Annotated in this window: 14 protein-coding genes and 1 pseudogene; 12 read left to right on the top strand and 3 right to left on the bottom strand. The window is 38.5% G+C overall.

Features of this window, described 5'->3' with window-relative positions; translation table 11 throughout:
- The first annotated feature begins 199 nt into the window (after window positions 1-199).
- The 10 genes and pseudogenes from BkAM31D_RS14920 to BkAM31D_RS14875 all read left to right on the top strand — a co-directional run bounded on the left by BkAM31D_RS14920 (window position 200) and on the right by BkAM31D_RS14875 (window position 10,155).
- Entirely contained in the window at window positions 200-1,009 is an 810-nt protein-coding gene (locus tag BkAM31D_RS14920; protein ID WP_066160632.1) for a sugar phosphate isomerase/epimerase family protein, read from the top strand.
- A gap of 22 nt (window positions 1,010-1,031) precedes the next feature.
- On the top strand, window positions 1,032-2,222 hold the full coding sequence (locus tag BkAM31D_RS14915; RefSeq protein ID WP_066160628.1) for a substrate-binding domain-containing protein: 1,191 nt from the start codon (window positions 1,032-1,034) through the stop codon (window positions 2,220-2,222).
- A 35-nt stretch (window positions 2,223-2,257) separates the two neighbouring features.
- Window positions 2,258-3,442, top strand: coding sequence for a levoglucosan dehydrogenase (locus BkAM31D_RS14910; protein WP_066160625.1), 1,185 nt, complete (start codon window positions 2,258-2,260; stop codon window positions 3,440-3,442).
- A 50-nt stretch (window positions 3,443-3,492) separates the two neighbouring features.
- The gene (locus tag BkAM31D_RS14905) at window positions 3,493-4,989 is read left to right on the top strand and encodes a sugar ABC transporter ATP-binding protein (RefSeq protein ID WP_066160623.1); all 1,497 of its coding nucleotides are present in this window, start codon (window positions 3,493-3,495) and stop codon (window positions 4,987-4,989) included.
- Window positions 4,970-5,941: an ABC transporter permease gene (locus BkAM31D_RS14900; RefSeq protein ID WP_066160621.1), complete on the top strand. Its 972-nt coding sequence runs from the start codon at window positions 4,970-4,972 to the stop codon at window positions 5,939-5,941. The genes BkAM31D_RS14905 and BkAM31D_RS14900 overlap by 20 nt, the downstream gene beginning before the upstream one ends.
- 41 nt (window positions 5,942-5,982) lie before the next feature.
- Window positions 5,983-7,161 (top strand): Gfo/Idh/MocA family protein, encoded by a 1,179-nt coding sequence (locus BkAM31D_RS14895; protein WP_066160618.1) that lies wholly within the window; start codon window positions 5,983-5,985, stop codon window positions 7,159-7,161.
- Window positions 7,158-8,129, top strand: a complete 972-nt coding sequence (locus tag BkAM31D_RS14890) for a sugar phosphate isomerase/epimerase family protein (protein ID WP_066160615.1) — start codon at window positions 7,158-7,160, stop codon at window positions 8,127-8,129. The genes BkAM31D_RS14895 and BkAM31D_RS14890 overlap by 4 nt, the downstream gene beginning before the upstream one ends.
- A 451-nt stretch (window positions 8,130-8,580) precedes the next feature.
- Entirely contained in the window at window positions 8,581-9,312 is a 732-nt protein-coding gene (locus BkAM31D_RS14885; RefSeq protein ID WP_066160612.1) for an EAL domain-containing protein, read from the top strand.
- Window positions 9,313-9,481: 169 nt separating this feature from the next.
- Window positions 9,482-9,586 (top strand): annotated as a pseudogene (locus tag BkAM31D_RS14880) (methyl-accepting chemotaxis protein); the annotation flags it as partial.
- 137 nt (window positions 9,587-9,723) lie between these two features.
- Window positions 9,724-10,155, top strand: coding sequence for a cell wall hydrolase (locus BkAM31D_RS14875; RefSeq protein ID WP_085449749.1), 432 nt, complete (start codon window positions 9,724-9,726; stop codon window positions 10,153-10,155).
- Window positions 10,156-10,397: 242 nt separating this feature from the next.
- Here the strand turns inward: BkAM31D_RS14875 and BkAM31D_RS14870 are convergent, their stop codons facing one another.
- From BkAM31D_RS14870 to BkAM31D_RS14860, 3 genes are read right to left on the bottom strand one after another with little or no spacing between them, the layout of a single operon-like run.
- Window positions 10,398-11,534: a zinc-dependent alcohol dehydrogenase gene (locus BkAM31D_RS14870; protein WP_066161124.1), complete on the bottom strand. Its 1,137-nt coding sequence runs from the start codon at window positions 11,532-11,534 to the stop codon at window positions 10,398-10,400.
- Between the two features lie 25 nt (window positions 11,535-11,559).
- The gene (locus BkAM31D_RS14865; protein WP_066161127.1) at window positions 11,560-11,919 is read right to left on the bottom strand and encodes a spore coat protein; all 360 of its coding nucleotides are present in this window, start codon (window positions 11,917-11,919) and stop codon (window positions 11,560-11,562) included.
- A gap of 15 nt (window positions 11,920-11,934) precedes the next feature.
- Entirely contained in the window at window positions 11,935-12,141 is a 207-nt protein-coding gene (locus BkAM31D_RS14860; protein WP_066161129.1) for a spore coat protein, read from the bottom strand.
- A gap of 173 nt (window positions 12,142-12,314) precedes the next feature.
- Here BkAM31D_RS14860 and BkAM31D_RS14855 point away from each other — a divergent pair, with 173 nt between their 5' ends.
- Window positions 12,315-12,521 carry a hypothetical protein gene (locus BkAM31D_RS14855; RefSeq protein ID WP_066161131.1) on the top strand — a complete coding sequence of 69 codons (207 nt, stop codon included), beginning with the start codon at window positions 12,315-12,317 and terminating at the stop codon, window positions 12,519-12,521.
- Window positions 12,518-12,814, top strand: coding sequence for a spore coat protein (locus tag BkAM31D_RS14850; protein WP_066161133.1), 297 nt, complete (start codon window positions 12,518-12,520; stop codon window positions 12,812-12,814). Before BkAM31D_RS14855 ends, BkAM31D_RS14850 begins: the two co-directional genes overlap by 4 nt.
- Window positions 12,815-12,907: the final 93 nt, after the last annotated feature.

Genomic DNA, 12,907 nt, shown 5'->3' with positions numbered 1-12,907 from the left:
CAGTTTCCATTTCCTTGTTAATTGTGAGTTTTAGTTTGGTTAAATGTAATCCATTACAAATTATTCCCACTTTTTAGTAGAACTCTAGAATTTTCACTGTTTTAATTGTAATCCTTTACATTCTTTAAGAGGGGTGATGCAAACAATCGATCGTGTGAAAACTGTACAAATTACTTGATTTGAATTGGAGGAGAAAAATATGAAACTAGGATATCAAACAAATACATGGGGTGGCGTTGTTGGGCACCCGGCAGGAGTTACTTCAATTAAAGATGGTTATTATTTAACAAATGGTTCAACGGAAAAAGCATTAGAGGATATTTCGAGTGTAGGATATCAGGGTTTTGAAATTTTCGATGGAAATCTGATGCAATATGAAAACAAGAAAGAAGAGTTTCAAACATTGATGGACTCTTTAAAGCTAAAGTTGATTGGTGTTTATTCTGGAGGAAACTTTATTTTCGATGAAATCCTCGAGGAAGAGCTAGCAAAAATTGAAAAGGCGGCAAGTCTTGCTGCTGAATTCGGTGCAGAACATTTAGTCGTTGGCGGGGGAGCGCTAAGAAGTACAGGGATTTTAGAAAGCGACTATGAAAAATTAGGACAAGCTCTAGAACGCGTAAGTGAGATTGCGAAAGCAAATGGGTTAGTTGCGAGCTATCATCCGCATTTAGGTTCATTGGGAGAGTCTCCAGAGCAAGTCGAGAAGATTGCACAATTTACATCGATTGACTTTTGCCCGGATACAGCCCACATTGAAGCGGGCGGCGGAGATCCGATTGAATTTATTGAAAAATATAAGGATCGTATCCCTTACGTTCACTTGAAAGATTTAAAAGGTGGAGACTTCCTGCCATTAGGTGAGGGAGAGCAAAACTTACAAGGAGTAATTGAAGCGCTTCAAGCAATGAATTACGACGGATGGGTAACGGTGGAATTAGATAGTTACAACAATCCGAAGCAAGGAGCAGAGATCAGCTTAGATTTCCTAAACAAATTTTATAAATAAAGAATAAATGGGGGGATGAAAAATGAAAAAGTTTAAAAAATTTGCGGTCGCGTCGCTTGCGGCAGGAATGTTGGTCTTAGCTGGTTGCAATACAGAAAGCACATCAAGCAGTGAGGAGGAGCTTTCATCATCTAACAGCTCAGAAACGAAGACTGAAGAAACTGCCCTTGAGCCAATCACGATTAATGCAAATATTGATGCCGATGCGATCATTCAAAGTGAAGGGCCATATGGAGAGTCGGCGGTATCTGCTACGACTCTTGAGCTTACCGTAGAAGATATTGAAAAAATTAAAGAAGGAAATTATACAGCAGCTCTCGTTATGCACTATGCAGGAAATGATTGGTCAAATGCGCAAATAAATGGGTTGGAGACGACATTTGAAAAAATGGGAATTGAAGTCATTGCCGTAACGGATGCGCAATTTAGTGCAGAGAAGCAAGTATCTGATCTTGAAACAGTAATGGCAAGAAACCCAGATATTATCGTAAGTATTCCAACAGATCCTGTTTCGACTGCTTCTGCGTTTAAAAGAGCTGCTGAACAAGGTACTAAATTAGTCTTTATGGACAATGTACCAAGCAATTTAACCCATGATGAACATTATGTAAGCGTTGTTTCTGCTGATAACTATGGAAATGGAATTGCAGCTGCTGAAGTATTGGCAGAAGAACTTGGAGGAGAAGGGAAAATTGGTGTCGTCTACCATGATGCAGACTTCTTTGTCACTAAACAAAGAACGGAAGCATTTGAAGCAACAATTCAAGAAAAGTACCCAAACATTGAAATTGTAGCGCGTGGCGGCATTAGTGGTCCGGATGATGGACTACAGGTAGCTTCAGCCATGTTGACAACAAACCCTGATCTAGACGGCATCTTTGGTGTGTGGGATGTACCAACTGAAGGAATAGTAGCAGCTGCTAGAGCAGCGGGTAGAGATGATTTAGTCATTACAACCATTGATTTAGGTGCAAATGTAGCTTTGAACATTGCAAGAGGTGGTTCGATTAAAGGACTAGGAGCCCAACTTCCTTATGACCAAGGAGTCGCAGAAGCCATTTTAGCTGGTTACGCACTGTTAGATAAGGAAACGCCATCTTACGTGGCTGTACCTGCTTTAACAGTAACACAGGATAATATTCTCGACGCATGGGAAATGGTTTACTCGACATCAGCTCCAAAAGAAGTTCAAGATGCAATTCAAAATAACTAATTTAACTTTTACTATATTTGAGGAGGAATTACAAAATGAAAACATATAACGTAGGATTAATCGGTGCAGGATTTATGGCAAAAGCACATTCACTAGCATACGCGGGGATGCCAATGTATTTCTGGCCAGCTCCAGGACTGACACATCGCAAAATGGTGGCCGATGTAACAGAAGAGTTAGCAAAAGACGCTGCAGCTAGACTTGGATATGACGAATATACAGCAAATTGGATGGATATTATCAACAACCCTGATATTGACATCGTTGATATCGTAACTCCGAATGATTCTCATGCAGAGATTGCGATTGCAGCAGCAAAAGCAGGAAAGCATATTATTTCAGAAAAGCCATTAGCTCGTAACGCAGCTGAGGCGAAAACGATGTTAGATGCGGTCAAAGAAGCAGGAGTAAAACATATGGTTGCTTTTAACTACCGTAGAACACCTGCTGTAGCCCTTGCGAAGAAATATATTGAAGAAGGAGCGATCGGCAAAGTATTAAACTTCCGTGGGACGTATTTGCAAGATTGGTCTGTAGACCCGAATTCTCCACTTTCTTGGAGATTTAAAAAAGACATTGCTGGTTCGGGGGCGTTAGGAGATATCGGGACGCATGTCGTTGACTTTGCTAGATATTTAGTCGGAGAAATTTCTGATGTAATGGCACATACACAAACATGGGTGAAAGAAAGACCGATCCAAACGGGCGGTGTTGATAAATTAGGAACTGTAAAGTCAGCGGAAGATGTACCAAAAGGACAAGTTGATGTTGATGATGAGTTAATGACACTTTTAAAATTTGAAAATGGAGCCGTTGGAAGTATTGAAGCAACTCGTAACGCTCACGGCAGAAATAACTTCCTTACATTTGAAATTCATGGGGAGAAAGGTTCACTTATTTTTAACTATGAGCGTCGTGATGAATTACAAGTTTTCTTTGCCGATGACCCAGCCGATCGTAAAGGCTTTAGAACAGTATATACAGGTCCTGCACACCCATACGGAGAAGGACTATGGCCAATTCCTGCATTAGGAATCGGGTATGGAGATACGAAAATTATTGAAGTCTATGATTTTGTAAAAGCCATTGCAGAGGACACGGACGTATACCCTAACTTTGATGATGGATACCAAATTTGTGTTATTAGTGATGCAATCTTACAATCTGCTGAAAAAGGCGAGTGGGTAAAAGTCAACAAATTAGCAGTTACAACTCCTTAATTACAATGAAGGGGGTAATTCGTTACCCCTTTAAACAAAGGGTGGTTTTTATGACAAAGATAGCACTACGAATGTCAGAAATATCAAAATCGTTTAACGGGATAAATGTACTCGATCATGTTAATTTTGAGTTAGAAAAAGGCGAAGTTCATGCTTTAATGGGAGGGAATGGAGCTGGAAAGTCAACGTTAATGAAAATTCTAACGGGTGTCTATCAGAAAGATAGTGGGAAAATTGTCATTAATGACAAAGAGATAGATATTGAAAAGCCGCAAGATGCACAAGAAAACGGTGTAGCGATGATTTTCCAAGAATTTAGTGTGATCCCTTCCTTAACAGTAAAACAAAACATTTTTTTAAATCGTGAATTAAAGAAAAGCAATGGATTTTTAGATGAAAAAGCGATGTATGTTCAAACTGAAGATCTTTTAAAGCAATTAAATGTCAATATTAGTCCTGATATGTTAATTGAAAATCTAAGTGTAGGTTTTTGGCAAATGACCGAAATTGCCAAGGCACTTGCTCAAAAGGCAAGTATCTTAATTATGGATGAGCCAACGGCAACCTTATCAAAAAATGAAACCGAAACATTGTTTAAGTTAATTGAGACACTAAAGTCAGAAGGCATGTCAATCATTTATATTTCACACAGAATGGATGAAATCTTTCAAGTATCAGACCGCATAACTGTACTGCGAGATGGCAAATTTGTGATTACCAGCCCAACAGCTCATTTAACCATGGAAGAGCTTGTTCAACATATCGTTGGTAAATCGATGGAATCAAGCTTTGGTTGGAAGCCTCGTTCATACTCAAAAGAAGAAGTGATGTTAGAAACGAAGGACTTACATTCAGGATCGAAAGTAAATGGAGTAGATCTCCATGTATATAAAGGAGAAATTCTTGGTATTGCAGGCTTAATGGGAAGTGGCCGGACAGAACTGGCGCAAGCAATATTTGGTATCGATCCAATTACATCTGGAGAGGTCTTTGTGGATTGTCAAGCGGTCAGAATAAAACAGCCGCAAGACGCCATTCGCGCTGGGATTGCGTTAGTTCCAGAAGATCGACGAGTACAAGGATTAGTACTGACCCATGAAGTGAAAGAAAATATCATTTACCCAATCTTAAACAAAGTATCGAAGTCTGGGTTTATCAATAAGAAGAAAGTAGATCAACTATCCGAGCAGTTTGTAGAAAAGTTAAATATTAAAACGGATAGTATCTATAAGTCTACCAATCTCTTATCAGGCGGAAATCAGCAAAAAATTGTTCTTGCAAAATGGTTAGCAAACGAACCGAATATATTAATCCTTGATGAGCCGACAAATGGAGTTGATATCGGTTCAAAATCCGAGATTATTGAAATTATTCGTGAGTTAGCTGATCAGGGGAAAGCCGTTATTGTCATTTCTTCTGAACTAGCAGAGCTTTTAGCTGTTTCAGATAGAATTATTACGTTAAAGAATGGCAAGGTAACAAGTGAATTATCACGTGAGGAAATTAAATCAGAGGAGGATTTAGAGCATGCAATCCAAAATCATTAATACTACTACTGCAACAAAACGTCCTGCCTTTGATTGGCGAAATTATATTGTCTATATTGCTTTTATCGGAGTTTTTATCACATTCTCAATCACGCTATATGATTATGGATTTTTATCAACCAATAACCTTTTAAATATTGTTAGACAAACAGCAATGATTTCTATTATGGCTGTAGCGGTAACATTCGTGATCTCAACTGCAGAAATTGATTTATCCGTTGGTTCGATTGCTGCCTTATCTTCTTTAACGGCAGCATTAGCGATCCAATCATTCGGTACAGTTGGTGGTATCCTTGCAGGACTTGGAACAGGAGCAATCATTGGCTTAATCAATGGACTTCTTGTTACAAAGGTGTTGATTCCATCCTTTCTTGTCACGCTTGGAATGATGATTATTGTGAAAGGAATTGCGATGTGGATTACAGGAACAGCTCCTGTACCAATCTTAAACGATGCATTTATTTTCTTATTTGGTTCTGGAAGCTTAGGACCGATACCGATGCTTTTCGTTTGGACGATTTTAATAGCGGTCATCGGTCATATTGTTTTAAGAAAAACAACGTTTGGCAGACAAACTCTTGCAACAGGAGGAAATGAAAGCGCAGCTAGATTCTCAGGGATCAATACAGCTCGTGTCAAACTAATCGCCTTAGTATCTTCAGGGATGATGGCAGGTTTTGCTGGTATGTTATATGCAGGTAGACTAGAGGCCGGTCGTTTTACATTTGGTGAAGGGGCAGAGCTTTCTGTTATTGCAGCCGTTATTCTTGGTGGAACGAGTCTGTTTGGCGGAGTTGGAACAGTCGTTGGAACGATTTTTGGTTCAATTTTAATAGGAACGATTAATAATGGCTTAATCATTATGGGCTTAGATGTCAGTCAGCAAATGATGGTTAGTGGCTTGATTATTATTTTAGCAGTAGCGTTTGGACGCAAAGCAAAGAAACGATAAAGAAAAAACAGTTTTTAATAGGATAGGAGAGGTGAATTAGTATGAATAAAATCAAAGTAGGTGTCATTGGAACAGGATTTATAGGACCGACTCACATTGAAGCGGTCAGACGATTAGGATTTGTTGAGGTAGTAGCACTAGCAGAATCGAGTCTTGAGGCGGCAGAACAAAAAGCGGCTGAGTTAGGCATTCCAAAAGCATACGGAAATTACAAGGAAATGCTGCGCGATGAAGAGATTCAAGTCGTACACAATTGTACGCCAAATCATCTGCATTTTGCGATTAATAAAGAGATTATATTAGCAGGTAAACATGTTTTGTCAGAAAAACCGTTAGCGATGTCAAGTGACGAATCAAGAGAATTGCTAGAGTTAGCAAAAGAGCATGGTGTTGTTAACGGGGTTAACTTTAACTATCGCCAATTCCCTATTTTAAAGCAATTAGAAACGATGATTAAAAACAATGAGTTAGGGAAAATAAATCTTGTTCACGGAAGCTATTTGCAGGATTGGCTGTTATATGAGACTGATTTTAATTGGCGGTTAGCTCCAGAAGCAGGTGGGAAGTCGCGTGCGATAGCTGATATTGGCTCCCATTGGTGTGATACCGTCCAACACGTAACGGGTAAACAAATTGTTGAAGTATTTGCGGATTTAGCGACTGTTATTTCAGTAAGAAAGAAAGCAATAGGAAATGTGGCTACTTTTGGAACTCAAGAGATGGCGGACCAACAGTATGAAGAGGTACCAATCAATACAGAGGACTATGCATCCGTTCTAGTTCGCTTTGATGACGGTACAAGCGGTGTATTTACTGTATCGCAAGTAAGTGCAGGACGTAAAAATCGATTAAGCTTTGAAATTAATGGTAGCCAAAGTTCCGCTTATTGGAACCAGGAAGAACCAGAGAAGCTATGGCTCGGGCATCGCGGCCGTGCAAATGAAACACTTCTAGCAGATCCAGCTTTGTTTAGCAATGAAGCAAAGGGCTCGATTCATCACCCAGGAGGTCATAACGAGGGCTGGCCTGATGCGTTAAAAAATATGATGAAAAACTTCTATACCTTTATTAATGAAGGAAAAGATCCATTAAAGGATCAAACGAACTTTGCGACATTTGCTGATGGCCACCTTTCCATGTGTATTACAGATGCGATTCTAGAGAGTCATACAAACCAAAAGTGGGTGAAAGTAAGCGTGGGACAGGGGGTCAAATCGTGAAATTAGGAGTCTTTACCGTCCTCTATCAAAATCTGCCTTTTGAAGAAATGCTAGATAAAGTTGCAGAAATGGGAATAGAAACAGTCGAGCTAGGTACGGGAACCTACCCTGGGACAAGTCATTGTAATCCAGATGAATTACTAGATAACCCTACGAAATTAAACGAATACAAAAAAGCCATAGAAGCAAGAGGCCTTAGCATTAGCGGGTTGAGCTTCCATGGCAACCCACTTCATCCTAACAGGAAGTTTGCAAATGAATCCCATGAGTCATGGCGAAAAACCGTTTTACTAGCAGAACGTTTAGAAGTACCCGTAGTAAATGGATTTTCTGGTTGTCCAGGTGATCATAAAGAGGCAAAGTTCCCGAACTGGGTTACTTGTTCATGGCCGCCTGAATATGGCGAAATGCTTGAATGGCAGTGGAATGAGGTTGTCATTCCATATTGGAAAACAGAAGCAGCATTCGCCGAATCACATGGAATCAACCAAATTGCCTTTGAGATGCATCCTGGCTTTGTTGTCTATAATCCAGAAACTTTGCTGAAATTAAGGGAGCAAGTAGGCCCTAGTATCGGGGCGAACTTTGATCCAAGTCATCTCGTTTGGCAAGGAATCGACCCAGTCGAAGCGATCAAAAAGCTAGGACGTGAGAAAGCGATTTTCCACTTCCATGCAAAGGATACGTATTTGGATCAAGCAAATATAAACGTCAATGGTGTCCTTGATACGAAGCATTACAGCCAAGTCCTTGATCGTTCTTGGACGTTCCGTACGGTTGGATATGGTCATGATGCAAAGGCGTGGAACGATATGATCAGTGCACTTCGGGCAGTTGGATACGACTACGTTCTCTCGATTGAACATGAAGATATGCTTGCATCGATTGACGAAGGACTAGGGAAAGCGATAGCGCTTTTGAAAGCATCACTTTTCAAAGAAGAAATTTCGGAAATGTGGTGGGCGTAAGAAGGAGCAAGGGGCGCGTTGAACTGTACCTCATAAATGGACAGTTAATAAAAAGAGACTTAAGCAGCAAGTAAATGACCTCGGTATTGAGCCGGGGTCATTTTCATTAATCCCCACTGATAACGATGATTATTGTATTCTTCCTATGAACTCATTTACTTCGTGCTTTAATTCAGTGAGGTTTTCGCAGCTCTTGTAATTGACAAGACCAATAGTATCGGGTTTGAATGGTTCAATACTGTCAAGTATGAAACCAATAATAGCGTTCTTAAAAAATGTTATTTTTATTATCAAGTGGATTAAATTAGTGATTGAACGAAAGCTGAAGGATGTCGGATGGTGTTATTTTATGTCTAATGGCGATTGGACAACATAGGAATTAAGACATATATTTTAATGGTGAAAAATAAATAAATAGGAATAAAGCAACGGGATTTAAGGGGATAGACCTATGTTATATAAGTCAAAAGAAAGTAGAGTAGAAACGTTAAAAGAGAGTATCTACCATCAATTTCAAACACTCTGGGTGCTTGATAATCGGAGTGTATATGGCTATGAAGCATTCTTACGTCATACAAGTAATATGAACCCAGAAGAACTATTTCAATTTGCAAGAGATGAAAATCAGTTATATGAATTTGATACGTTATCGATCCTTAAGGCCATTGAAGAATTTTCCGTTGTTTCTGATTCAAAGTTATTTCTAAATGTTTATCCATCCACTGTTATTAATAAAGACTTTCCTAGATTAATTAATTCAATTATTAAAAAGTACCCTCTAGTCGTAAACTATCTAGTACTAGAGCTAAATGAAACGAGTCTTGAGAATGAAATTTGGAGCGAGCCACAATTAAAAGAAAGAATCAATTGGTTGAAGAAACTGGGTTTATGTATTGCGATTGACGATGTGGGAAAAGGCGCAGCCTCCTTACAACAGATCATTGAGTATAAGCCACAATACATAAAACTTGATCGTTATTTTTCAATTGAACTTGGTAGAACGTTAGAAAAACAACAAATGATCTCGTCTATTGTTAATTATTGTAAATCTTTTGAGGTCAAACTCATTTTAGAAGGAATAGAAACTCATGTTGACTTATCTATTGCTAAGGCACTTAATATTGATATTGGTCAAGGGTTTGTTCTAGGAAAGCCACAGTTATTAAACTCAATACACAAGTAATTTAATAAATGAATACTCTTATAAATAGCGGCAAAAACTTGTTACGAGAAAGAAGAATCGTAGAAATGAAGTTTTATCGGTATACGATTAATAGAAAGGTGGAGTCGATCCTTTTAACGCTTCAGGTTAAGCATAATGAAACGTATACAGTCCTGCTCTCTTTCCATTTGAACAAACCAACCTTTTAGCATTAAATGCTGCAATTGAAGCAGCAAGAGCTGGAGAGCATGGGAAGGGTTTTGCTGTCGTTACATATGAAGTTCGAAAAATGTCTATGGGTGGAATTATTACGCAGATATTAGCTCTTAAAAACCCTACTTGAAACATTCCGTTACAGGAAATGTTTAAGTAATAAAATGAATATTTCGACATATAATTTTATAAATTTCTCAAATCAAGGAGGAAATTCATTTGGCCGTTATAAAAACTAATGCAAATGACCGGAAATTGCTCGCAAGGTTAATTAGAGCAGAAGCTGAAGGTGAAGGTGAATTAGGCATGTTGCTTGTAGCAAATGTTTGTGTTAACAGGGTTCGAGTAGGTTGTTTGGATTTTGTTGACATTAATTCAATTGAAAGAATGGTTTGGCAATCTCCAGGAGGATTTGAAGCTGTTCATTTTCCTTATTTTTATCAGCGGGCAAGAGAAAAGGAAATTCGATTAGCTGAGAGAGCTATCAACGGAGAGAGACATAGGCCAGCTGAATTTGCTTTATGGTTTTTTCGGCCAGAAGGTCCGTGTCCAGAACAATGGTGGGGCCAATGGAATTCCGGGCGTTATAAGGAGCATTGTTTTTATATCCCAATTGAATCTGATTGTCCCGATGTATATGGTGTTTATTAAAATTGAAAAATTGTAGCGAAGTTCAAATAAAGAAGGGGAGTATAGACGAGGTATTCACCATCGTCTTTTTACTCCCTTAATTATTGAATTTATTTTTATAATAAAGAAAATCAACCCTTTGTTTAGTGTTCATTAACAGTGTAGTTAATATTGCTGTATAAACACTTGTTAAGAGTATTGCGAATATTCCTAATGAATTGTTTTTTCGGGTCATGACGGAACCTCTCTTTTACATAATACTTTTATGGTTTTAAGACAACTTTAATACAATTATCCATTTTCGTGTCAAAAATCTCATACCCATGCTTCGCCTGATCTAGAGGCAAAATATGTGTAACAACATCCCCGGGGTCTACTTTCCCGGATGCAATTAAGTCATGTAAATATGGCATATAGTGAATTACAGGTGCTTGACCTGTTCTAATATTTACATTGCGTTGGAAAATATCTCCTAATGGAAAACCGTTATACCTAGATGAGTAAACACCTGTGATTTGAATGTTTCCACCTTTTCGTACAGCTTGACTCGCCATGACCAGTCCACTCATTGCACCACCGTGCAGCTTTAACCCTGAGGCTAAAAATTCAATGTCGGTCATCTTTCCACTCATTCCAACACAATCGATGACTACATCTGCTCCACCATTAGTTAAATCGTGTAAATAGGAACCGACGTTTTCGTAATCCTCAAAATTGACCACTTCAACATTATTCGTACGCTTAGCGTGTTCTAAACGATAGCCTACGTAATCAACGGCAATAACTCGCTTTGCCCCTTTTAACCAAGCAAACTTTTGGGCCAAAAGTCCAACTGGTCCGCAGCCGAGAATGATTACGGTGTCTCCTTCTTTCATCCCGGAATTATCAACACTCCAATATGCCGTTGAACCAGCATCAGCAAGTAACACTAATTTCTCATCTTCTACTTCACTATCCTCAGGAATCTTAAATGGGGTAAAATTTCCATATGGTACACGCATATATTCTGCTTGTCCCCCAGGATAACCCCCTGTTGTTCCTGAATAGCCAAAATAAGCTCCCATCTCACCATTATCGTTAGCAGTGTCACATTGGCTTTCTAGCTCATGCTCACAGAACCAGCATTTACCGCAGCTTACATTAAACGGGATAATAACACGGTCACCTTTCTTTAGCTTTGTAACTTCAGGACCGACTTCTTCCACAATCCCCATTGGCTCATGTCCAATAATATAATCTTCTTGTAAATTCGGTATCATTCCATGTATTAAGTGCAAATCAGATCCACAAATGGCTGTATGCGTTAATTTGACGATTATATCATCAGGTTTTTGGATACTTGGTGCCTTTACATCTTTAACGATAATATTTTTAACACCTTGAAAGGTAACTGCTTTCATGAATAATCCTCCAATATTTTCATAATCACTGTGGCGGGGTAGGGAATAATCCTTTACGATTTGTATTACCTGGGAAGAGATTAAGACCGGCAATATCCACTGCTGTTTGGGCGGCCTGAAGGTCCAATTTCTTTTGTTCAGATATGTTATAAGGATGGAACCACTTTTTCTTCATCATCAGTTTCGATACTTCTTCGTGGTAATCAATCGCTAATTCCATTTGATTACGTAATGTCAATCTAAGCTCTGGGCTCGCAGCTTCCGTCAAGGCAATAGCATAATTTCTAACTGCTTCTTTTGCTGTTAATAATAAATCAAGCGCGATTCCTGAATCCGCTTGCTCGGGCATCCCAACCGAGTTAATTGGATCTAAATAATCATTCACTTTCTATCACCTCACTTAATGAGTTTTTGCCAGTTGATAAAGGGCTTGGAGTTCTTGTATATCTTTTATTGATTGTTGAACGTTTTTTTCCATCATCGCTTTGAGATCTTGATCAAATACGATCCCTTGCATCATTTTAGATTTAAGTAAGCCAACGGTTTTAAAATTTAATAGCTCGTGTGTCTCCATTGTTTCGTGGTATGCAAGATTTCCTGGTTGCATGATTTCACCTCCTGTCTTGACAAAGTATATTTTATCTCTAAATGTTTGGGAGTATCCGGATAAAGTTATATGGAAATTTCCTGTCACCATATGTCGACCTAAATTTTTGAATAATAAAAATAAAAATACGTAACATAATCGAGCATAAACCTTTTAACATTAGGAGTGAGAAGATGACTACAAAGTATGCGCTTCATGAAACTTTAGAATTACATGAATTACTAACCTTTAAGAACCTTTGTTTGACGAAGTCGTCAACGATGAGTAGTTTGGTTAAGTGTGAAGAATTAAAAGCCATTTTAACAATGGATGTCACAACAGGAAAGCAACATATACAACAATTACAAGAATTACTACAAAATGGGGGTTCTAATCTATGACGAATTTGCTGCAAAATATGGCTGGAATGGCTGCAATGACGGATCAAGTGATTGCTACCGATTTCTTAATTTCTGCAAAAGCAGGGGTCAGAAATACAACGTTTGCTTTAACGGAAGCAACCACCCCGGAAATAAGAACGGCATTGCGTCAACAATTAAACGACGCGATTGAGGCACATGAAAAAATATATCAATACTTGATATCTAAAGGATATTATCATCCTAGTGATTTAAAAGAGCAGTTAAAGGTGGACCTAAATGCTTCTGAGATTGCAATGAATTTATTAAATTAATGTTGTATGGAGAACTTAAATGGTTCTCCTTTTTTGTATTAAGAAGGCTATTTATAACAGTCTTACCTTAGTTACATAACAGGAAGCAATTGA

It is taken from the genome of Halalkalibacter krulwichiae (assembly GCF_002109385.1).
GTDB lineage: Bacteria > Bacillota > Bacilli > Bacillales > Bacillaceae_D > Halalkalibacter > Halalkalibacter krulwichiae.
This window is presented reverse-complemented; position numbering and strand designations above follow the sequence as displayed.